At 69.8% G+C, this 20,269-nt stretch carries 19 protein-coding genes; 6 read left to right on the top strand and 13 right to left on the bottom strand.

All coding sequences use genetic code 11. From position 1 onward, the window contains the following. Nucleotides 1-5: 5 nt before the first annotated feature. Nucleotides 6-851, bottom strand: a complete 846-nt coding sequence (locus A3G1_RS0111295; protein ID WP_026212041.1) for a DUF8083 family protein — start codon at nucleotides 849-851, stop codon at nucleotides 6-8. Between the two features lie 145 nt (nucleotides 852-996). Between A3G1_RS0111295 and A3G1_RS0111290 the strand changes: the two genes are divergently transcribed. The 3 genes from A3G1_RS0111290 (at nucleotide 997) to A3G1_RS0111285 (ending at nucleotide 3,435) form a co-directional block, all read left to right on the top strand. Further along, nucleotides 997-2,064: a Glu/Leu/Phe/Val family dehydrogenase gene (locus tag A3G1_RS0111290; RefSeq protein ID WP_018349580.1), complete on the top strand. Its 1,068-nt coding sequence runs from the start codon at nucleotides 997-999 to the stop codon at nucleotides 2,062-2,064. Between the two features lie 573 nt (nucleotides 2,065-2,637). Then, complete coding sequence (locus A3G1_RS39560; protein WP_083936864.1) at nucleotides 2,638-2,835, top strand: DUF3073 domain-containing protein; 198 nt, start codon at nucleotides 2,638-2,640, stop codon at nucleotides 2,833-2,835. Nucleotides 2,836-2,919: 84 nt separating this feature from the next. Further along, nucleotides 2,920-3,435 carry an amino-acid N-acetyltransferase gene (locus tag A3G1_RS0111285; protein ID WP_026212040.1) on the top strand — a complete coding sequence of 172 codons (516 nt, stop codon included), beginning with the start codon at nucleotides 2,920-2,922 and terminating at the stop codon, nucleotides 3,433-3,435. Between the two features lie 316 nt (nucleotides 3,436-3,751). On the opposite strand, the gene purM is transcribed toward A3G1_RS0111285, so the two are convergent. From purM to A3G1_RS39555, 3 genes are all read right to left on the bottom strand, one after another. Then, nucleotides 3,752-4,864 (bottom strand): phosphoribosylformylglycinamidine cyclo-ligase, encoded by a 1,113-nt coding sequence (gene purM, locus A3G1_RS0111280; RefSeq protein ID WP_018349578.1) that lies wholly within the window; start codon nucleotides 4,862-4,864, stop codon nucleotides 3,752-3,754. Beyond that, nucleotides 4,861-6,372, bottom strand: a complete 1,512-nt coding sequence (gene purF / locus A3G1_RS0111275; protein WP_018349577.1) for an amidophosphoribosyltransferase — start codon at nucleotides 6,370-6,372, stop codon at nucleotides 4,861-4,863. Before purF ends, purM begins: the two co-directional genes overlap by 4 nt. 247 nt (nucleotides 6,373-6,619) lie before the next feature. Then, nucleotides 6,620-6,931 carry a sterol carrier family protein gene (locus tag A3G1_RS39555; protein ID WP_083936870.1) on the bottom strand — a complete coding sequence of 104 codons (312 nt, stop codon included), beginning with the start codon at nucleotides 6,929-6,931 and terminating at the stop codon, nucleotides 6,620-6,622. Between the two features lie 101 nt (nucleotides 6,932-7,032). Here A3G1_RS39555 and A3G1_RS0111270 point away from each other — a divergent pair, with 101 nt between their 5' ends. After that, complete coding sequence (locus A3G1_RS0111270) at nucleotides 7,033-8,484, top strand: peptidase associated/transthyretin-like domain-containing protein (protein ID WP_157641061.1); 1,452 nt, start codon at nucleotides 7,033-7,035, stop codon at nucleotides 8,482-8,484. Nucleotides 8,485-8,534: 50 nt separating this feature from the next. Here the strand turns inward: A3G1_RS0111270 and A3G1_RS0111265 are convergent, their stop codons facing one another. Next, on the bottom strand, nucleotides 8,535-8,849 hold the full coding sequence (locus A3G1_RS0111265) for a winged helix-turn-helix transcriptional regulator (protein ID WP_281167833.1): 315 nt from the start codon (nucleotides 8,847-8,849) through the stop codon (nucleotides 8,535-8,537). Nucleotides 8,850-8,997: 148 nt separating this feature from the next. On the opposite strand from A3G1_RS0111265, the gene A3G1_RS0111260 reads away from it, so the two are divergent. Further along, complete coding sequence (locus tag A3G1_RS0111260) at nucleotides 8,998-10,377, top strand: MFS transporter (RefSeq protein WP_018349574.1); 1,380 nt, start codon at nucleotides 8,998-9,000, stop codon at nucleotides 10,375-10,377. Here A3G1_RS0111260 and A3G1_RS0111255 read toward each other — a convergent pair. The 5 genes from A3G1_RS0111255 to purB all read right to left on the bottom strand — a co-directional run bounded on the left by A3G1_RS0111255 (nucleotide 10,374) and on the right by purB (nucleotide 16,070). After that, entirely contained in the window at nucleotides 10,374-11,135 is a 762-nt protein-coding gene (locus tag A3G1_RS0111255) for a 2-phosphosulfolactate phosphatase (RefSeq protein WP_026212038.1), read from the bottom strand. The two genes, A3G1_RS0111260 and A3G1_RS0111255, sit on opposite strands and share 4 nt — an antisense overlap. A 9-nt stretch (nucleotides 11,136-11,144) precedes the next feature. Then, nucleotides 11,145-13,358, bottom strand: a complete 2,214-nt coding sequence (gene purL / locus A3G1_RS34315; protein ID WP_018349572.1) for a phosphoribosylformylglycinamidine synthase subunit PurL — start codon at nucleotides 13,356-13,358, stop codon at nucleotides 11,145-11,147. Then, the gene (purQ, locus tag A3G1_RS0111245) at nucleotides 13,355-14,038 is read right to left on the bottom strand and encodes a phosphoribosylformylglycinamidine synthase subunit PurQ (RefSeq protein ID WP_018349571.1); all 684 of its coding nucleotides are present in this window, start codon (nucleotides 14,036-14,038) and stop codon (nucleotides 13,355-13,357) included. The genes purL and purQ overlap by 4 nt, the downstream gene beginning before the upstream one ends. Next, nucleotides 14,035-14,298, bottom strand: a complete 264-nt coding sequence (gene purS / locus A3G1_RS0111240; RefSeq protein ID WP_026212037.1) for a phosphoribosylformylglycinamidine synthase subunit PurS — start codon at nucleotides 14,296-14,298, stop codon at nucleotides 14,035-14,037. The genes purQ and purS overlap by 4 nt, the downstream gene beginning before the upstream one ends. 335 nt (nucleotides 14,299-14,633) lie before the next feature. Continuing rightward, nucleotides 14,634-16,070, bottom strand: a complete 1,437-nt coding sequence (gene purB / locus A3G1_RS0111235; RefSeq protein WP_018349569.1) for an adenylosuccinate lyase — start codon at nucleotides 16,068-16,070, stop codon at nucleotides 14,634-14,636. 95 nt (nucleotides 16,071-16,165) lie between these two features. On the opposite strand from purB, the gene A3G1_RS0111230 reads away from it, so the two are divergent. Then, nucleotides 16,166-16,468 carry a hypothetical protein gene (locus A3G1_RS0111230; RefSeq protein WP_018349568.1) on the top strand — a complete coding sequence of 101 codons (303 nt, stop codon included), beginning with the start codon at nucleotides 16,166-16,168 and terminating at the stop codon, nucleotides 16,466-16,468. A gap of 8 nt (nucleotides 16,469-16,476) precedes the next feature. On the opposite strand, the gene purD is transcribed toward A3G1_RS0111230, so the two are convergent. From purD to A3G1_RS0111215, 3 genes are all read right to left on the bottom strand, one after another. Then, on the bottom strand, nucleotides 16,477-17,697 hold the full coding sequence (gene purD, locus A3G1_RS0111225; protein ID WP_026212035.1) for a phosphoribosylamine--glycine ligase: 1,221 nt from the start codon (nucleotides 17,695-17,697) through the stop codon (nucleotides 16,477-16,479). 154 nt (nucleotides 17,698-17,851) lie between these two features. Further along, a complete protein-coding gene (locus A3G1_RS34310; protein ID WP_018349566.1) occupies nucleotides 17,852-18,778 on the bottom strand; it encodes a type IV toxin-antitoxin system AbiEi family antitoxin domain-containing protein in 927 nt (308 codons plus the stop codon). A 190-nt stretch (nucleotides 18,779-18,968) separates the two neighbouring features. Next, nucleotides 18,969-20,267: an adenylosuccinate synthase gene (locus A3G1_RS0111215; protein WP_018349565.1), complete on the bottom strand. Its 1,299-nt coding sequence runs from the start codon at nucleotides 20,265-20,267 to the stop codon at nucleotides 18,969-18,971. Between the last annotated feature and the right edge of the window lie 2 nt (nucleotides 20,268-20,269).

Below are 20,269 nucleotides of genomic sequence, written 5' to 3'. Positions count from 1 at the left end.
ACGAATTAGTTACAGCGCTCTAACAGTTGTGTCTCGCGCCAGAACTCGACCAGCTGCTCATAGGCGGAACCGGCCCCGTCGAGGTCCCCTTCCGACATCGCGGCGATGCCCGACGCGGCCAGTTCGGCCGACTTGTCTGCCATCAGTTTCTCGTCCGGCATCAGGCCGGCGAGGCCGCCATAGTCCAGTTCGAGCACTGAACCCGGGTGGAACTCCTCCAGCCACCGGACCGTCTCCGCGAGCTCACTCGTGACAGGACCGTCCGGAAGGGACCTCCGGAGCACGCTCAGCGCGCGGTGGCCCCGCCGCCGGGCCAGCGAGATCGGGGTACGGAACCGGACCGAGCGCTCCGGAGCCAGGTTCAGCTCACGCTCGGAGCCGTCGAAGAACACGAACCAGCGGATCGGTACCAGCCACATGACCGCCTGCTCGTGCAGCCGGGGTACGCCGGCGTCCGGGCTCGTCATCGACGCGCGCCAGCCAGCGAGAGCCGCCTCGGAGGCGTCGGCGAGGGCCGGGGGGACGAAGGCGTCGGCGAGCTGCGGCGGTACCCCGTCGCGGGCTTCGAGGGCGGCCTCCGCCACCCGGACCCGCAGGCTCCACGGGCAGATCAGCGGCGGGCTGAGCTCCGGCTCCTCCCGCCACATCAGGTACGCCTCGTCCTCGTCCGGCAGGCCGGACCAGCCGGCACCGAGCGCGTCGAGGATCAGGGCCCGCTGCCGCGCGGCGCCCACGACCGGGGAGACCGCCCGGCCGGACTTCGCGTAGCCGCGCCAGTAGCGCTGACGTTCACGGTCGAAGGCCGCGAGCGGCTCGTACACCCGGAGAAAGGAGGCAAACGGAGACGACACGCGCCCGATCGTCGCATGGAGTGGGACCCAGCGGGCGGCAAGGCACCGGTTTCCTCGCGCGGTCTAGTGTCGCTGGTACCCGGCACCACCCCGCCGGGATCGTCGGGACGGCCTCAAGAGGGCCGCTCAAACACAGGAGTTTGGGATGGGCGTATTCACCGCCGACACCGGGCACGAGCAGGTCGTGTTCTGCCAGGACAAGCAGTCCGGGCTCAAGGCCATCATCGCGATCTACTCCACGGCCCTGGGCCCCGCGCTGGGTGGCACCCGGTTCTACCCGTACGCCAGCGAGGAAGACGCCCTGCACGACGTGCTGGAGCTGAGCAGGGGCATGGCGTACAAGAACGCGCTGGCCGGCCTCGACCTCGGTGGCGGGAAGGCCGTCATCTGGGGTGACCCGGGCACCGTGAAGTCGGAGGCACTGCTGCGCGCCTACGGCCGGTTCGTGGAGTCGCTGCGCGGCCGGTACTACACGGCGTGCGACGTCGGCACCTACGTGCAGGACATGGACGTCATCGCCAAGGAGACCAGCTTCGTCACCGGCCGCTCCGTCGAGCACGGCGGGGCTGGCGACTCGTCCATCCTCACCGCCTGGGGTGTCTTCCAGGGCATGCGCGCCGCGGCCGAGCACAGGTGGGGCACGCCGTCGCTGGCTGGCCGGACGGTCGGCGTGGCCGGGCTGGGCAAGGTCGGCAAGTACCTGGTCAAGCACCTGATCGACGACGGCGCCTCGGTGGTGGCCACCGACGTGTACGCCCCGGCCCTGGAGTGGGTGAAGGCCGCGTACCCGCAGGTCGAGGTCGTCGACGACACGATGTCGCTGATCACGACGCCGCTGGACATCTACGCGCCGTGCGCCCTCGGTGGCGCCCTCAACGACGACACCGTCCCGGTGCTCACCGCCAAGATCGTGGTCGGCGCGGCCAACAACCAGCTCGCGCACCCCGGCGTCGAGAAGCTCCTCGCGGACTCCGGCATCCTCTACGCCCCCGACTACCTGGTGAACTCGGGTGGCGTGATCCAGGTGGCCGACGAGATCAGCGGCTTCAACTTCGAGCGGGCCAAGGCCCGGGCCACGAAGATCTACGACACGACCAAGCAGATCCTCGAGCTGGCCGACACCGAGAGCATCCCGCCGGCCCTCGCCGCCGACCAGCTCGCCGAGCGCCGGATGGCCGACTGCGGCCGCCTCCGGACGATCCTGCTGCCGTAGGACGCGTCCCGTTGCCGTTGCCGTGCCCGCCTGGGGTACGGCAGCGGGCACTGGGTGTTTATGCACGCACGGTGCGGGGAGAACCCGCCGGACCGGGGCTGAGCCAGCGCCCGAGCCGGCGGGTTCTTCGCTCGCGGGCAGCGTTCTGTTCCGTGGTGAGCGCCGGCGATCTGACGGGGCGGTCTGACGGCCGGGCGCCAGCCGTGGCCGGTGGGTCACAGGTGGCCAGGGACAGGCCGGCCAGCCGATCGCGGATGATCGTTCTCCGACGGGTGGCGGACGGGCCGGCGAGGAACGGGTGACGGGCGGGTTGCGGCAGCTGCTCAACCTCTGACCTTCGGTTTCCTCGGTCATCTGGTTACTTTTCCCAGGTGTGATGTCTTGCATCCCCTCGGCGAGCCGGGCAGTGCTGGACAAAAACGGAGCTTTCACCCGGGTTGCAAGGCGCGCCCCGGTGGGGCGAGATTTTGCATATCCGCTCGGCGCTGTAAGGTGGTCAGCACGAGTGATACCTGACGTCTTCGGGGCCCGCCTCTCAGGGGCCGCCCCGTTATCTGTGCGAGGGGGTCGGCCATGGGGCGCGGCCGTGCTAAGGCCAAGCAGACGAAAGTGGCCCGGGAGCTGAAGTACTCCTCCCCCAATACGGACCTCGCGGCTTTGCAGCGCGAACTGTCCGGCGGGGAAGCGAAGCCAGCCGGGGATCACGACGACTACCTCGAAGAGGATGACGACGATCCCTGGGCTCAGCACCACCACACAAGTAGTCGCTGACCTACCAGAACACCACGCGTGAGCGCGCCGTCCAGCCGGGACGGTGCGCTCCGTCGTCAGTTCTGTGCGAGGTAGCATGCGAGTGTGCATGACAATACGGCTGGCGGTATAGAGATCCGCCGGGCACGGACAGCGGACGTGCCCGGCATCAAACGGCTCGTCGACATGTACGTGCCGGACCGCCGGCTGCTCAGCAAGGCGGCAGTCACGCTCTACGAGGCTGTGCAGGAATTCCGGGTCGCCGCCCGCGACAACGAGGTCGTCGGCTGCGGTGCGCTGCACGTCCTGTGGCGGGACCTCGCCGAGATCCGTACCGTGGCCGTCGATCCGTCGGCCGCTGGCTCCGGGGTCGGCCGCCGCCTTGTCACCGGGCTGCTCGACACCGCCCGCGAACTCGGTATCCGCCGTGTCTTCGTGCTGACCTTCGAGGTCGAGTTCTTCGGGCGGCTGGGCTTCCAGACGATCGAGAACACACCGGTCGACGCCGAGGTGTACGCCGAGATGCTGCGCTCACACGACGAGGGCGTCGCGGAGTTCCTCGACCTGGAACGGGTCAAGCCAAACACCCTGGGGAACACCCGGATGCTGCTTAGGTTGTGAGGCCCTGTCCAGGGCCACTTCGCGTTAGATCAAGAGCAAAGATCAAGAACGCGATTTTGTACCGCCTGCGAGGCGGGGCTGCAGTGCTGCCAGAACGTTGGCTTGGTCCGGGCTGTCACGACGGGCTGGACGGCTGTGGTGCTTGGTTGAGGTGGGGACTCCGGTGCCTCGTACAAAATCACGGGTTTGATCTGTGGTTCTGGTTTTGATCAGACGTGAAGTGGCGCCTTCCAGGGCGAGAATGACAAGCGGAACGGCCGCCCTCGTACCGGTGTTGTACGTGGGCGGCCGTTCTTGGTCTGGGAGGTGCCCCACCCTAACCTCGGGTGTAGTCGCCCATCATCTGGACCACGCCGGAGCCCTCGATGACCTCGCCGACGGCCCAGGACTCGACGCCGCGAGCGGTGAGCAGGGCCAGGGCACGGTCGGTGTCCTCGGCGGAGACCACGGCCATCATGCCGGCACCCATGTTGAAGGTGCGCTCCATCTCGGCCATCTCGATCTTGCCCTTGGCGTGCACCAGCTCGAAGATCGGCTGCGGGCGCCAGGTGGAGCGGTCGACCACGGCGTCCATCGTGGCCGGGAGGACCCGGTCGAGGTTGCCGGGGATGCCGCCGCCGGTGATGTGGGCGAAGGCGCGGACGTCGCACTCCTGGATGAGCTCCAGGCAGTCCTTCGCGTAGATCCGGGTCGGGGTGAGGAGTTCCTCGCCGAGGGTGCGCTGGTTGCCCAGTTCCTCGACGACGGAGTCCAGGCGCATCCGGGCTACGCCCTGGAGGACGTGGCGGACCAGCGAGTACCCGTTGGAGTGCAGGCCGGAGGAGCGCATCGCGATCACGGTGTCGCCGAGCTGGACCCGCTCCGGGCCGAGGACCTTGTCGGCGTCCACGACACCGACGGCGGTGCCCGAGATGTCGTACTCGTCGGGACGCATCACGCCCGGGTGCTCGGCGATCTCGCCGCCGACCAGGGAACAGCCCGCGTACCGGCAGCCGTCGGCCATGCCGCCGGCGATCTCTGCGATCTTGGCCGGGACGACCTCGCCGCACGCGATGTAGTCCTGCATGAACAGCGGCTCGGCGCCACACGCCACCAGGTCGTCCACGATCATGGCGACCAGGTCGATGCCGACCGTGTCGTGGATGCCCATCTGCTGCGCGATCACCAGCTTCGTGCCCACGCCGTCCGTCGACGAGGCCAGCAGCGGCTGCTTGTACTTGCCGACATCCAGCCGGAACAGGCCAGCGAAGCCGCCGATCCCGCCGACCACCTCTGGCCGGTAGGTCTTGCGGACCTTCGACTTGAGCAGCTCGACGGCCTCCTCGCCGGCCGTGATCGAGACCCCGGCATCCGCGTAGGACGGGCTGCGGCGCTTACCGCCGCTCCACGGCTCACGAATCAACTTCGCGTCCTCGGTCACGTGGGTCATGACTCTCCCCTAGCAAGGCCTGTGGCGGCCACTGGCTGTGTTTCCTCGTTGTCCAGGCGCTTGCCCAGGCCCTCGAGCAGGTGCTTGCCCAGCAGGCTGCGCTCCGGCAGCTCGATCGGGTACTCCCCGTCGAAGCACGCGCGGCACAGCCGGTTCTTCGGCTGCTCCGTCGCCTTGATCAGGCCGTCCAGCGAGACGTACCCGAGGGAGTCCGCGCCGATCGAATGCCGGATGCCGTCGTTGTCGAGGCCGTTGGCGACCAGCTCCGCGCGGGTGGCGAAGTCGATGCCGTAGAAGCACGGCCACTTCACCGGCGGGGACGCGATCCGGACGTGCACCTCGACCGCGCCGGCCTCCCGGAGCATCCGGACGATCGCGCGCTGCGTGTTGCCCCGGACGATCGAGTCGTCGACGACGATGATCCGCTTGCCGCGTACCACGTCGGGCAGCGGGTTCAGCTTGAGGCGGATGCCCAGCTGGCGCAGCGTCTGGGACGGCTGGATGAACGTGCGGCCGACGTAGGCGTTCTTGACGAGGCCGACGCCGTAGGGGATGCCCGACTCGCGGGCGTAGCCGATCGCCGCCGGCGTACCCGACTCTGGCGACGGGATGACCAGGTCAGCCTCGACCGGGAACTCGCGGGCCAGCTGCTCGCCGATCCCGACCCGGGTCTGGTAGACATTGCGGCCGGCGATCGTGGCGTCGGGGCGGGCCAGGTAGACGTACTCGAACAGGCAGCCCTTCGGGTCGGGGCTGGCGAAGCGCTCCGAGCGCAGCCCCTCCTCGTCGATCGCGACCAGCTCGCCCGGCTCGATCTCGCGGACGAAACTCGCGCCGACGATGTCCAGGGCCGACTTCTCGCTGGCCACCACCCAGCCGCGCTCGAGGCGGCCGAGGACCAGCGGGCGGACGCCCTGGGGGTCGCGGGCGGCGTACAGCGTGTTCTCGTCCATGAAGACCAGGCTGAACGCGCCCTTGACGGTCGGCAGGACCTTCATGGCCGCCGCCTCGACCGACAGGTCCGGGTGGCCGGCCAGCAGGGTGGCCAGGCTGCCGGTGTCGCTGGTGCCCAGCTCGCCGGTGCTGACCTGCGCCGCGCGCTCGGCCAGCTCGGCCTTGTTGACCAGGTTGCCGTTGTGCGCGAGGGCGATCGTCGTGCCACCAGCGGTGGACCGCAGGGTGGGCTGGGCGTTCTCCCAGGTCGAGTCGCCGGAGGTGGAGTAACGGGCGTGGCCGATGGCCAGATGGCCGTGCAGGCTGCCCAGAGTCGACTCGTCGAACACCTGGGAGACCAGGCCGACGTCCTTGTACACGGTGACCCCGGAACCGTCGCTCACCGCGATGCCCGCAGCCTCCTGGCCACGGTGCTGGAGGGCGTACAGACCGAAGTAGCTCAGCTTGGCGACCTCTTCGCCAGGTGCCCAGACACCGAAGACGCCGCAGGCGTCCTGCGGGCCTCGTTCCTGGGGGTCGAGGTCATGGGTCAGAAGCCCGTCGCCTCGGGGCACGTGCCACTCCTTGCGGGAGATGGGAATAAGCCGTCAGCTCTGGAGTCTACGCGAGGCCGTGTGCTGCGCAGACGGCCGCCGTTTCCCCGATTTCCGCCCCTGACCATAGCCGGTCACAAGGGGCGGGCGCCAGTGATCGAGTGCCATAATTCGGGCTTATTGCCCGCTGCCGTTTGTCCGCATCTGCGACTTATGTCGAAAACGAATTCTCCGCGTACCCGAGGCGAAGCGCGGCGGTGTGATCAGGTTAACGATCGGCGAGCGGGAGGTATGGCGACAGATCGGCACGCGAACCGCTCGCGCGGACCGAGCCGGACTCGACAGCCGCCGCCCACGAAAGCTCGCCGCGCGCCAGGGCCAGCCACGTCGCCGGGTCGGTCTCGACGACGTTGGGCGGAGTACCCCTGGTGTGACGGGGGCCCTCGATGCACTGGACGGCACCATAGGGAGGTACCCGGACCTCCACCGTGCGGCCGGGAGCCCGTCTCGCCAGCTCCGCGAGGTATTCGCGAGTGGCGATCTTCTCACTGGCCGCCGGATTCGGGTTATGAACGGGCATGAACCGACCATAGTCTCTGGCGCGCATGAGCTTGCCAGCCCGCTCCGCCGTATAGTGCACGACGGTGGTAATGCACGGTCAGGCAAGACCAGGAGGCGGTAGTGACCCACCCAGCAATGCGAGTGGCGCGGTTCGGCGTCGTCGGCGCGATGGTCGCCGGGATGCTGGCCTTTGGCGCGAGCCCCGCGCTGGCGGCCGACACCCTCAAGGTCAACGTTGACCCGGGGACGGTGTCGATCGAGGCCGGTCAGACGAAGGCTGTCCGGATCACGGTGGAGAACACCTCCGATAAGCCCGCTCCCAGCGTCAAGCTCGCCGTGCAGCTGCCGTCCAACGCGCAGTTCTCCGACGGCGCGCAGTCCTCGCCGGGCTTCACCTGTTCGCTTGCCGACCAGGGCAAGACCGCTACCTGCCAGATCGCGGTGCTCCCCAAGGACGGCAAGGCCGTCGTGCAGTTCATGGTCGGCTCGCCGCAGGGCACGCCGAGCACCAACCTGCCCGCCACCGTCAACGCCAGCGCTGCCGGCTTCACCGTCACCGGTGAGCAGGGGTTCAACGTCGACGTGAAGGGCGCGGCGCCGCCGGCGTCGCCGACCGCGGCGCCCGGGGTGCCCTCGGTGTCCGGGATGGTGCAGACCCTCACGACCGCCGAGCCGGTCAGCGGTGCGACGGTGAAGGTCACCGACTCGGCCGGGCAGACCAACCAGGTCGCGACCGGTGAGGACGGCAAGTTCACCGTCCCGGCGAGGGACCCGAACGGGTTCAAGGCCGGCACGCTGACGATCCTGATCACGAAGGCCGGAACGCCGCCCAAGACCACCATCAAGTCCAACGTGCCCGGCGGGGTGCCGCTGGCCGGCCTCAACCTCGCGATCGACGTCAAGGCCAGCGCGACTCCCTCGGCTCCGGCCAGTTCCGCGCCGGCGGCGACGTCTGCCGCTCCGCAGCCGCAGGACAGCGCTGTCGCTGGGAACAGCGGCACGAAGACCGGTACCGGTGACGGCGGGCTGGGTGCGCTGACCTGGATCCTGATCGGCCTCGGCATCCTGCTGGTCGGCGGTGGCGGCCTCGCGATCTTCTTCCTGCTCCGCAAGGGCAAGGAGGAGGACGACGAGCCTGTCGCGCCGAAGCCGACCGTGTACGGCGGGGCTGGTGGCGCGCGGCCGATGCCCCCGGCTGACGACGCGCCGACCATGATGCACCAGGGCCCGCTGGTCACCGACGATCCGTACGGGTACCAGCCGGGTGGGTACGGGCGGACCGACCAGTACGGCGCTCCGGCTGACCCGTACGGTGCCCCGCCGCAGCAGGCCGCTCCGACCCAGCAGTTCCGGCCGGGCGCCGACGCCTACGGGCAGGCCGGTCAGGGTGAGGCGACCCGGCAGTACCAGCCGCCGGTGGATCCGTACGCCGACCAGACCCGGCAGTTCGGCGGGCCGCAGACCGCGCAGTACCCGCCGCAAGGTGGGCAGCAGCCGCAGCAGTACGGCGGGCACGGGCAGCAGCAGCCGCGCCAGCAGGAGCGGCGGCCGCTGGACTGGCTGGACGACTAGCGAGTAGTTGTGTGAGAAGGGCCCCGTCTCGGGTTGAGACGGGGCCCTTCTCAGTGCTGGGCGTCGAAGAGGAGGCGGGCGGCCGCCACGTCCGTGCGGTGGTCCGCCGCCCAGTCGACCAGGCCGCGCAGGTGCTGGTGCAGCCTGGCGGCCATCGGGGTCAGGGTGTACTCGACCTTCGGCGGGACGGTCGGATAGACCTCGCGGTGCAGCAGGCCGTCGCGTTCGAGGTTGCGCAGGGTCAGGGTCAGCATCCGGCGGCTGATGCCCTTCATCTCGCGTTCCAGCTCGGTGAAGCGGATCGGGCCCGGGGCCACGGCGACGAGTACCCCGATCGCCCACTTGCTGGCGACCCTGTTAACCACCTCACTGATCGTGCAGGCCTCACCGGGGCCGGCCTGGACAGACACATCAGTGTTCCCCTGCAACATGAAAGTGCCTCCTTATCGCGAGCACCAATGGTCACAGAGCATGGCCCCAGTAACAAGTCGTGCACCTTTGGAGGTCAGGGCCATGAAGTCGCGCTGGTTGTCGCTGGCGGTACTCGCCGCAGGGCAGATGATGATCATTTTGGACGGGACGATCAGCAACGTCGCGTTGCCGGCCATCCAGCGGGATCTCGGGTTCACGCCGGGTGGTCTGGCGTGGGTGGTCAACGCCTACCTGATCGCGTTCGGCGGGCTGCTGCTGTTGTTCGGGCGGCTGGGGGATCTGCTCGGGCGGAAGCGGATGTTCGTGTCGGGGCTGGTGGTGTTCGTGGCGGCCTCCGTGCTGGCTGGGCTGTCGGGGAGCCAGGAGATGCTGGTCGCGGCCCGGTTCCTCCAGGGGGCCGGTGGGGCGATGACGTCCGCCGTGGTGCTGGGCATGATCGTCACGATGTTCCCCGAGCCAGGTGCGCAGGCCAAGGCCATCGGGGTGTACAGCTTCGTGGGCGCGGCCGGTGCCTCGGTGGGTGTCCTGGGCGGCGGGGTACTCACCGAGCTGGTCAGCTGGCACTGGATCTTCTTCGTGAACCTGCCGCTGGGGCTGGGTGTGCTCCTGGCCGCCCTGCGATGGGTGGATGGCGACACGGGCGCCGGGCTGCGGGCCGGGGCCGACGGGCTGGGCGCGCTGCTGGTGACCGGCGGGATGATGCTCGCGGTGTACGCGATCGTGACGGGTGAGGTGCTGATGCCGGGCGGGGCGGCCGCCGTGCTCCTGACCGGGTTCGTCGTACGGCAGGCCAGGACCGCCCGGCCGCTGCTGCCGCTGCGGGTGTTCCGGTCGCGGGAGGTGACGGGGGCGAACCTGGTGCAGGTACTCGTGATCGGCGCGATGCTCGCGTTCCAGTACCTGCTGGGGCTCTACCTGCAGGACGTGCTCGGGTACGGGCCGCTCGGTACCGGGCTGGCGTTCCTGCCGATCACGGTGGCGATCGGGGCGGTCGCGCTCGGGATGGCCGCCCGGCTGATCGGGCGGTACGGGACGCGCGCGGTGCTGGTGGGCGGGCTGGTGGCGCTGGTGGCTGGGTATGGGCTGCTCACGCGGGTACCGGATGAGGGGTCTTATGTTCAAGATGTTCTGCCGGCCCTGGTGCTGCTGGGCATCGGGGGCGGGCTGACCCTGCCCGCGATGGCAGGACTGGCGATGTCCGGAGTGTCCGCCGAGGACTCGGGGATCGCGTCGGGGCTGGCCAACACGACCCAGCAGATCGGCGGCGCGATCGGGGTGGCCGTGCTGGCCACAGTGGCCGCCGGGCGGACAGCCGAACTGACGGACGCCGGGCGCGTGGAGGCACTGGCCGAGGGATACCGGCTGGCGTTCCAGGTGGGGGCCGGGGTGATGGCTCTGGCGCTGGTGGTGGCACTGGTGGTGTTGCGGGAACGCCGGGCGCCAGCTCCGGCGGTTGCCTAGACCGCGGGGATGAAGGCGTCGTGGCGGATGATCGGGACCACGTCGGTGACGTTGAGCTCGGCGGCGATGTCGACATCACGCGGGAAGCCCATGTCACGGAGCTGACCTGCGGAGATCGAGCCCCGGATGGCGGTCGGGACGTCAGGCAGCGCGGAGTAGGCGGCAAGGGCGACGGCGGCTTCCAGGGAGAGGCCGCCTTCCGCCGTCACCAGGCCATCCAGGATCGCTGCGGCGCCGAGCAGGTCCTCCACCGAGGGGCGGAGGGTGGCGTCGGGCCAGCGTTCGCCGGCGGCGATCACGCCGATGGGACGGTCAGCGGTGCCGTAGCCCTGCCGGAGCAGCCAGCGGGCCACCGCCGCGGCGTTACGCAGGCAGCCCGCGACGACGGGAACGCCACTCGCACCAGCGGCGGCGGAGATCGCCGATCCGTTGGGAGAGGGCAGGACCAGGTCACGGACGGGCGGTGCGCTGGCCAGGGCCGCCGGAGAGAGCGACCACGGGTGCGCCGGAGTGGCCTTGGTACGGCCGGTGGCGATCGTGGCGCCCATCCGGCGGGCGAACTGCTGCGCGGACGCGTCGTCCCAGGGGAACGGGTACACCCGCATCCCCCGGGACACCGCCACGCTCACGGAAGTGGTGAACGACAGCACGTCCACCACTACCAAAACCGAGCAAACCCGGCCAAGCTCGGCCGCGCCGCCCAGCCCCCAGTCGAAACGGACCCCGCTACCGGGCTGGCTGAACGGCGAAGCGGCCATCGGTCTCCCTTAGCCGTACAGCTTGCCGAGCGTGCCCTGGTGGGCCTCGGCGAGCTCGGTCAGCGGAATCTCGAACTGGCCCTCGACGGTGAGCTTGTCACCACCCGTGGTGCCGAGAACGGTGACGGGGATGTCACCGGCAGCGGCGCGCAGGGCGTCGACGTCCTTGACCGTGACGAGCACCCGGCCAGCCGACTCGCTGAACAGCGCCACGAACGCGTCACCGGTGAGGGTGACGGTCGCGCCGATGCCACGGCGGAGGACGGACTCCGTCAGGGCCTGAGCGAGGCCGCCGTCGGAGAGGTCGTGCGCGGAGACGAGGTCGGCGGCGCGGAGAACGTCCGCGAGCTTCTTCTCGTGCCCCAGGTCGATCTTGGGCGGCTGGCCGCCGAGGTGACCGTGCTCGACCCAGGCCCACTCGGAACCCGAGAGTTCCTCGCGGGTCTCACCGAGGAGGGCGATGGTGTGCCCTGCTTCGGCGAAGCCCATCGGCGTGCGGGTGGTGACGTCCTCGTGGATGCCGAGGACGGCGACCACCGGAGTCGGGTTGATGGCGACCGTGCCGGTCTGGTTGTAGAAGCTGACGTTGCCGCCCGTCACCGGGATACCCAGCTCCTGGCAGCCGTCGGCCAGGCCGCGCACAGCCTCGGCGAACTGCCACATGACGGCCGGGTCCTCCGGCGAACCGAAGTTCAGGCAGTCGGAGACCGCGATCGGCTCAGCGCCCGTCACCGCCACGTTGCGGTACGCCTCGGCGAGGGACGCGCGGGCGCCCTCGTACGGGTTCAGCCGGGTGTAGCGGCCGTTGCCGTCCGTGGCGATCGCGATACCGAGATTCGACTCCTCGTCCAGGCGGACCAGGCCGGCGTCCTCCGGCTGGGCCAGCACGGTGTTGCCGAGGACGTAGCGGTCGTACTGCTCGGTGATCCAGCCCTTGTCGCACAGGTTCGGGCTGGCGACCAGCGTGAGCAGCGTGGCCCGCAGGTCCGACGGCCGGGGCAGGGTCTCCGCCCGGTCGGCCTGGAGCAGGATCAGGTCGGCGGGCTCCCGCAGCGGGCGCGCGTACACCGGGCCGTCGTCGGCCAGGCTGCCGGGCGGGCAGTCCACCACGACGTGCTCGTTCCACGAGATCACCAGGCGCTCGCCCTCGGTCACCTCGCCGATCGCCGTACCCAGCACGCCCCACTTCTCGCAGACGGCCAGGACGGCCTCCACGTTCTCCGGGGAGACGATCAGCAGCATGCGCTCCTGGGACTCGCTCGCCAGGATCTCGTGCGGGAGCATCGAGGGCTCGCGGAGCGGGACACGCTCCAGGTACGCGCGCATGCCGAGGCCGGCGGCGGAGGAGGTCTCCGACAGCGCGCAGGTCAGGCCGGCGCCGCCGAGGTCCTGGATGCCGACGACCAGGCCAGCGTCGTACAGCTCCAGGCAGGACTCGATGAGGAGCTTCTCGGTGAACGGGTCACCGACCTGGACCGCCGGACGCGAGTCCTCGGAACCCTCCTCGAAGGTCGCGCTGGCCAGGACGGACACGCCGCCGATGCCGTCGCGGCCGGTCTTCGCGCCCATCAGGATCACGACGTTGCCGACGCCGGCCGCCGCCTTGTTCTGCAGGCGGTCGACGGGAAGCACGCCGACGCTGAGCGCGTTGACCAGCGGGTTGCCCTGGTAGCAGGGGTCGAAGACCGTCTCGCCGCCGATGTTCGGCAGGCCGAGGCAGTTGCCGTAGCCGCCGACACCCTGCACGACGCCGTTGACGACGCGGGTGGTGTCGGGGTGGTCGACAGCACCGAACCGGAGCTGGTCCATGACGGCGATCGGCCGGGCACCCATCGCGAGGATGTCACGGACGATGCCGCCGACACCGGTCGCCGCGCCCTGGTAGGGCTCGACGAAGCTCGGGTGGTTGTGCGACTCGACCTTGAACGTCACGGCGAGCGTGTCGGAGACCCGCACGACGCCGGCGTTCTCGCCGATGCCGGCGAGCATGCGGTCGCTCTTCGGGGCCTTCTCGCCGAACTGGCGGAGGTGCACCTTGGACGACTTGTAGGAGCAGTGCTCGCTCCACATGATCGAGTACATCGCCAGCTCCGACTGGGTCGGGCGGCGGCCGAGGATCTCCTTGATCCGCTCGTACTCGTCGGCCTGGAGGCCCAGCTCGGCGTACGGCTGCTCCTCGTCAGGGTTCTTCTCTGCGAGCTCGACGGTGTCGATGGTGGTCATGCCTTCGCCCCCAGGTTCGACAGGACGGACGTGAACATGGCCAGGCCGTCGGTACCGCCGCCAAACGGGCCGGTCAGCGCCTCGACGGCGTGCTCCGGGTGCGGCATGAGGCCCACGACGTTGCCGGCCTCGTTACGGATGCCGGCGATCTCGCGCTGGGAACCGTTCGGGTTGCCGTCGAGGTACCGGAAGACCACCCGGCCCTCGGCCTCGAGCATGTCCAGGGTCTTCTCGTCTGCGGTGTAGCGGCCCTCGCCGTTCTTCACCGGAATGACGATTTCCTGGCTCTCGGTGTAGCCGGACGTCCACGCCGTGGACGTGGACTCGACCTTGAGCTTCCAGTCGCGGTTACGGAAGTGCATGTGGGCGTTGCGGAGCAGCGCGCCGGGCAGCAGGTGTGCCTCGCACAGAACCTGGAAACCGTTGCAGATACCCAGGACAGGCAGGCCGCCCCTGGCGGCGTCGATGACCGACTCCATGACGGGCGAGAAGCGCGCGATGGCACCGCAGCGCAGGTAGTCGCCGTAGGAGAACCCGCCGGGGAGGACGACAGCGTCGACGTCGTGCAGCGAGGAGTCCGCGTGCCAGAGCTGGACGGCCTCAGCGCCGGCCAGCCGGGCGGCGCGGCGGGCGTCGCCGTCGTCGAGGGAACCGGGGAAGGTGACTACGCCGATTTTCACTGGGCGGTCCTGGCGGTGTCTGCGGACTCCTCCAGCCGGACCTCAAAGCTTTCGATGACCGTGTTGGCCAGCAGCTTGTCGGCGATCTCCCGGGCCTTGTCCAGGTCCGGCTCTCCGGTGAACTCCAGCTCGATCCGCTTGCCGATCCGGACCGACGAGACCTCTGTGACGCCCAGACGGGGCAGCGCGTTGGCTACCGCCTGTCCCTGCGGGTCGAGGATCTCGGGCTTGAGCATGACGTCGACTACGACGCGAGCCACGGGTCACTCCTGACGTTAATTCACAGCCGTTAGCGCCTCAGAGCTTACCGGTGCGCCCGAGGGGCCAAGCCGCTGACCAGCACAGTGACCGTGGTGATTCCCGGGCGATTCGCACACGTTGCGTCACGGGCGGCGTGCGAGTACACGGATCGAGGGTGGATGAAGGGTGCATTCGCACAGGTCCCACCGGGGGCGAGTGGCTGGGAGATGGCGGATATCACAATCGAACACGAACGAACATGGGTGGTGGGGGGATGGGGATGTCCTGGTTCGGATACGGGCGAGCCCCGGGCAGTGGCCCGGGGCTCGTTCGGTGGCCGGGGGTGGGACGCGGGCTACAGGATGGCGCCGGGGGTGTACGCGGCGTCCTCGGGGTGGGCGGCCAGGACCGCCCCGACCCGGTTCAGCACCTCGGCCACCTGGGCGCCGGCCGCGCCGGTGAAGGCACCCCGGTCGGCGACCAGCGCGTCGATCTCGGCCCGGCTCAGCTTCAGCCGGGAGTCGGCGGCCAGGCGGTCGTACAGGTCGTTCTCCACCGAGCCCTTCTCCCGCATGCCGAGCGCCACGGCGACCGCGTGCTCCTTGATCGCCTCGTGTACCTGCTCGCGGCCCACGCCACGCTGCACCGCCGCGACCAGGATCTTCGTGGTGGCGAGGAAGGGCAGGTAACGGTCGAGTTCCCGCTCGACGACGGCCGGGTACGCGCCGAACTCCTGGAGCACGGTCAGGAACGTCTGGAACAGGCCGTCGAGCGCGAAGAACGCGTCCGGCAACGCGACCCGGCGGACGACCGAGCACGACACGTCGCCCTCGTTCCACTGGTCGCCGGCCAGCTCGCCGACCATGCTCAGGTACCCGCGGACGATGACGGCCAGGCCGTTCACCCGCTCGCACGACCGGGTGTTCATCTTGTGCGGCATCGCCGACGAGCCGACCTGGCCCGGCTTGAAGCCCTCGGTGACGAGCTCCTGGCCGGCCATCAGGCGGATCGTGGTGGCCAGCGACGACGGGGCAGCTGCGGCCTGGGCGAGGGCGGAGAGGACGTCGAAGTCGAGCGAGCGCGGGTACACCTGGCCGACGGAGGTGAGGACGCGGTTGAAGCCGAGGTGCTCGGCGACCTTGGCTTCGAGAGCCGCGAGGTTCTCGGGGGAGCCGAGCAGGTCGAGCTGGTCGGCGGCGGTACCGACCGGGCCCTTGATGCCACGGAGCGGGTAGCGGGAGATGAGGTCGTTGATCCGCTCGTACGCGATGAGCAGTTCTTCCGCGGCGCTGGCGAACCGCTTCCCGAGCGTGGTGGCCTGGGCAGCGACGTTGTGGGACCTGCCGACCATCGTCAGCGCCGTGTACTCCCCGGCCCGCTCGGCCAGCCGGGCGAGAGTCGCCACGATCCGGCCGCGCAGCAGCTTGAGCGAGGCGAGGATCTGGAGCTGCTCGACGTTCTCCGTGAGGTCACGGGACGTCATCCCCTTGTGGATGTGCTCGTGCCCGGCCAGCGCCGAGAACTCCTCGATCCGAGCCTTCACGTCGTGCCTCGTCACACGCTCGCGTGCGGCGATCGACTCGAGGTCCACGTGCTCGACGACAGCCTCGTACGCCTCGATCACGCCGTCCGGGATCGCCACACCCAGCTCGCGCTGGGCACGCAGCACGGACAGCCACAGCTGCCGCTCCAGAACGATCTTGTACGAGGGTGACCAGAGTTCGGCCAGCTCAGCGGAGGCGTAGCGGTCTGCAAGCACATTCGGGATCTGCACGAACCCATTCTCACCCATGCCCGGGCGGCCCCGACCAACACCCAGTCAACGGCGCACTACTTCACTCGCGGGGAACTTTCCTCTTTCATCAAAGAAGCACCCCGGAGGAACCCATGAACACCACAACCACCGTCCCGGTCGGAGGCCACCTGTTACGGAAACTCCTGTGGTGCGGGGCGACCTGCCGCAAACCGCTGTTCCCCGCCGTGATGGACGGGGCGGCGGTCTACCGGTGTTCCTGCCTCGTGCTGGACGCCGAGGCGATCGACGAGTACGTCTGGCGGCAGTTCGAGGACCAGAACTCGTGGCTCGCCGGAGCCGTGCCGCCCCGCTGCCGGGGTGAGGTGCTCGGCCGGGAGACGGGAGCGATCACCTACCGGCCGCGGGGGGCTGGGTTCCAGTTGATCTTCGAGTGAGGCATGACCTAGCGGGGCCGGGCGATGTCGGTGCGGTGCTGCGATGCACGGAGGGAGACCTTGTCCACCAGGGCGTACGCGGCGTCGCGGGCCTCGGGGAGCGACGGGGCCACCGCCGTGCAGCACAGAACCCGGCCGCCAGCGGAGACGAGACCCTCGGAGGTCAGCTTCGTACCGGCGTGGATGTAGCCGGGGCCGTCCGCTCCGGTGATGACGTCGCCGGCGACGGGCTTGGCCGGATAACCGTCCGAAGCGATGACGACCGTGACAGCGGCGGCGTCACGCCAGGTGAGTTCGGGGTGGGCGTCGAGGGTGCCGTTCGCGGCGGCCAGCAGGAGGCCCGCCAGGCCGTTCTCCAGAAGCGGGAGGACTACCTGGGTCTCCGGGTCGCCGAACCGGGCGTTGAACTCGATGACCTTCGGGCCACCCTTCGAGGTGAGCGCCAGGCCCACGTAGAGCAGGCCCTGGAAGGGGGTGCCGCGGTCGGTCATCTCACGGAGTACCGGGAAGACGACCTGGTCGAGGACGGTGGGCGTGAGATCTGACGGCGCCCAGTCGAGAGGTGCGTACGCACCCATGCCGCCGGTGTTGGGGCCCTCGTCGTTGTCGGCGAGCCGCTTGAAGTCCTGAGCGGGAAGGAGCGGGCGCGCGGCCTTGCCGTCCGTGACCACGAACAGCGAGACCTCGGGGCCGTCGAGGTATTCCTCGATGACGACCCGGCCGCACTCGGCAGCGTGCGCGAGAGCCGCGTCGCGGTCGTCCGTGACCACGACGCCCTTGCCTGCGGCGAGCGAGTCGTTCTTGACGACGTACGGGGCGCCGAACTCGTCGAGAGCGGCAGCCGCCTCGGCGGGCGTGGTGCAGGTGAAGGCACGGGCGGTGGGGACACCGGCCGCGGTCATCACGTCCTTGGCGAACGCCTTCGAACCCTCAAGCTGGGCGGCTGCGCCGGACGGGCCGAAGCAGGAGATCCCGGCGGCGCGGACCGCGTCGGCGACACCAGCGACGAGCGGGGCCTCGGGGCCGACGACGACCAGGTCGGCCTGGAGGGTGGTGGCGAGGGCGGCCACGGCGGCGGGGTCCATCGGGTCCACCGGGTGGAGTTCCGCGAGGAGAGCCATGCCGGGGTTGCCGGGGGCTGCGTGGAGGGAGGCGACGGCTGGGTCGTTGGCGAGGGCGGTGACCAGGGCGTGTTCGCGGCCGCCGGTACCGATCACAAGTACGCGCACTCTGGTCAGCCTACTCGGGGGGCCGCCCCCTCCCCCTCCCCTCCCTCCCCGCCCCCTGATTCGTGCTGTGCTGCCCGCCCGCCCTGGTGCTGCACGCCCGCCAGCTTTCGAGCTGGACAGCCGCACGCCCCAAGTCAGACTCCACCTGTCGCCACTACCCGGCCCGCACCCGGCCTCTCCCGCTCCCCGCAGGCCCCAGCGCAGCCCGGACCACCGCCGGCACGTACCCAGGCCGCAACGTGTCCTGCCACGTGAACCTGAGCACGCGCCAGCCAGCGTTGGTCATGTCGTTCTGCCGTCGCCGGTCCCGCGCCAGTGACCCCGGCTCCCGGTACGCCTCGTCCCCGTCCGCCTCGGCGATGAGCCGGTCGCGGGGCCAGGCGAGGTCTCCGTAGCCGAGGATGAGCCCGCCAGCCGTGCGGACCGGGTACTGGAGTGCTTCAGGCGGCACGCCACCGTCGGCACATCGCAGCCGGACCCGGGTCTCCAGCGGCGACTCGGCGTTCCCGTCCGCCTCTGCCAGGTACTTCCTAGCGGCCAGCGCCCCACGCCGCCCCGTGATGTACGGAACCAGGTCGCCCGGATGTCGCAGTGCTCCCTCGTGGAGCGCGCCGTCCACAAGCGCCACTGCCGACAGCCGTTCTCGGCTGAGCACCAGATCCGCCAGTGTCCTGAGCACACTCGTGGCAGCTATCCCATCCACCTCGGTCACGTCGTCCACGCCCAGCGTGCGCTGGTAGCTAGCGACCCCCGGCCGCCGGCTGCGGGTGGCCCGCGCCGCCGGTATGGCGACATGCACCGGCCCTTCCCGCGCCGCTTCCAGTCCGTGCAGCTCGGCGGCCGTCCCGAGCATCACGGCCGCCCCTGGCCCGTATCCGGCCAGGACGGCGCGGATGAACGCCCTGCGGCTGGCCCGGCTGGGCGCGACGAGGTAGGCGCCGTGGGCCAGGCGCTGCCACGTCCCGTTCCGGCAGAGCTGCGTGACCCTGATCGGGCTGAGGCCGAGCTGGCGGCACTGCGCGGCGGTGATGACGCCGTCCTGCTGGGCTGCCAGGTGACCGGCGGCGATCGTGGTTTCCATGCGTTTCAGGCTGCCCGGGACCGGCCGACCCGGCACCCGGCCTGTGGATAACTTCGTCCCCTGTGGATAACCGCCCCCAGGTCAGGGCGCTGCTGTGCACGAAACAACCACTCACGCACCCGCGTAAAGAAACCGCCCGCGCTGAATGATCAGCGCGGGCGGCTCTGGAAACCACAACCTACGTACTCGCCTACCGGGCAGGCAGCAGCTCGTGCACGACCACGTTCTCGTCCCGGCCCGGGCCGACACCGATCAGGCTGACCCGGGTACCGCACAGCTCCTCGATCCGGCGGATGTAGGCCTGCGCGTTGGCCGGCAGCTCGTCGAAGGTGCGGGCCTTGGAGATGTCCTCCCACCAGCCGGGCAGGTACTCGTAGACCGGCTTGGCGTGGTGGAAGTCCGTCTGCGTCATCGGGATGTCGGTGTAGCGGACCCCGCCGACCTCGTACCCGACGCAGATCGGCACCTGCTCGATCCCCGAGAGGATGTCGAGCTTGGTGACGACCAGGTCCGTGATGCCGTTGAGCCGGACGGCGTACCGGGCGATCACCGCGTCGAACCACCCGCAGCGCCGTTCGCGCCCGGTCGTGGTCCCGTACTCGTGGCCGGTCTTGCGGAGGTGCTGCCCGTAGTCGTCGAACAGCTCCGTCGGGAACGGGCCGGAGCCGACCCGCGTCGTGTACGCCTTGATCACGCCGATGACCTGGCTGATCCGGGTCGGCGGGATGCCGGCCCCGACGCACGCGCCTGCCGCGATCGGGTTGGAGGAGGTGACGAACGGGTAGGTGCCGTGGTCCATGTCGAGCATGGTCGCCTGGGCGCCCTCGAGGAGGACGACCTCGCCGCGGTCGATGGCGTCCCACAGCAGCGTCTTGGCGTCCACGATGTACGGGATCAGCCGCTCGGCGTACCCGAGGTACTCCTCGATGACCGAAGCCGCGTCGATCGCCTTGCGGTTGTACACCTTGGTGAGGATCTGGTTCTTCTCACGGAGCGCGAGTTCGAGCTTCTTCTCCAGGATGCCCGGGTCGAGGAGGTCCTGGGCCCGGATGCCCATCCGCGCGACCTTGTCGCCGTAGGCCGGCCCGATGCCGCGCCCGGTGGTACCGATCTTCGCGGAGCCGAGGTAGCGCTCCACGACCCGGTCCAGCGCCCGGTGGTGCGGCATCACCAGGTGCGCGTCGGCAGAGATCTTCAGCCGGGACGTGAGGTCGGTGCCCCGCTCCGCGAGCCCGTCGATCTCCGCGAGCAGCACCTTCGGGTCGATGACGACGCCGTTGCCGATGACGATCGTCGCGTTGGGAGCGAGTGCGCCGGAGGGGAGGAGGTGCAGGGCGTACTTCTGCCCGTCGGGTGTGACGACGGTGTGCCCGGCGTTGTTGCCTCCGGAGAACCTGACGACGTAGTCGACCCGGCTGCCGAGCATGTCGGTTACTTTGCCCTTGCCTTCGTCGCCCCACTGTGCGCCGATAAGCACGATCGCTGACATGT

The organism is Longispora albida DSM 44784, assembly GCF_000379825.1.
GTDB classification, from domain to species: domain Bacteria; phylum Actinomycetota; class Actinomycetes; order Mycobacteriales; family Micromonosporaceae; genus Longispora; species Longispora albida.
The sequence above is the reverse complement of the archived record's forward strand: the minus strand, read 5'-3'. Positions and strand labels throughout refer to the sequence as shown.

Bases quoted from the DNA above. Each gene is read 5' to 3' on its own strand.
- A3G1_RS0111290 (WP_018349580.1), top strand. From the start codon at position 997: ATGGGCGTATTCACCGCCGACACCGGGCACGAGCAGGTCGTGTTCTGC.
- A3G1_RS39560 (WP_083936864.1), top strand. From the start codon at position 2,638: ATGGGGCGCGGCCGTGCTAAGGCCAAGCAGACGAAAGTGGCCCGGGAG.
- purM (WP_018349578.1), bottom strand. From the start codon at position 4,864: ATGACCCACGTGACCGAGGACGCGAAGTTGATTCGTGAGCCGTGGAGC.
- A3G1_RS39555 (WP_083936870.1), bottom strand. From the start codon at position 6,931: ATGCCCGTTCATAACCCGAATCCGGCGGCCAGTGAGAAGATCGCCACT.
- A3G1_RS0111260 (WP_018349574.1), top strand. From the start codon at position 8,998: ATGAAGTCGCGCTGGTTGTCGCTGGCGGTACTCGCCGCAGGGCAGATG.
- A3G1_RS0111255 (WP_026212038.1), bottom strand. From the start codon at position 11,135: ATGGCCGCTTCGCCGTTCAGCCAGCCCGGTAGCGGGGTCCGTTTCGAC.
- purL (WP_018349572.1), bottom strand. From the start codon at position 13,358: ATGACCACCATCGACACCGTCGAGCTCGCAGAGAAGAACCCTGACGAG.
- purB (WP_018349569.1), bottom strand. From the start codon at position 16,070: ATGGGTGAGAATGGGTTCGTGCAGATCCCGAATGTGCTTGCAGACCGC.
- A3G1_RS0111230 (WP_018349568.1), top strand. From the start codon at position 16,166: ATGAACACCACAACCACCGTCCCGGTCGGAGGCCACCTGTTACGGAAA.
- A3G1_RS34310 (WP_018349566.1), bottom strand. From the start codon at position 18,778: ATGGAAACCACGATCGCCGCCGGTCACCTGGCAGCCCAGCAGGACGGC.
- A3G1_RS0111215 (WP_018349565.1), bottom strand. From the start codon at position 20,267: ATGTCAGCGATCGTGCTTATCGGCGCACAGTGGGGCGACGAAGGCAAG.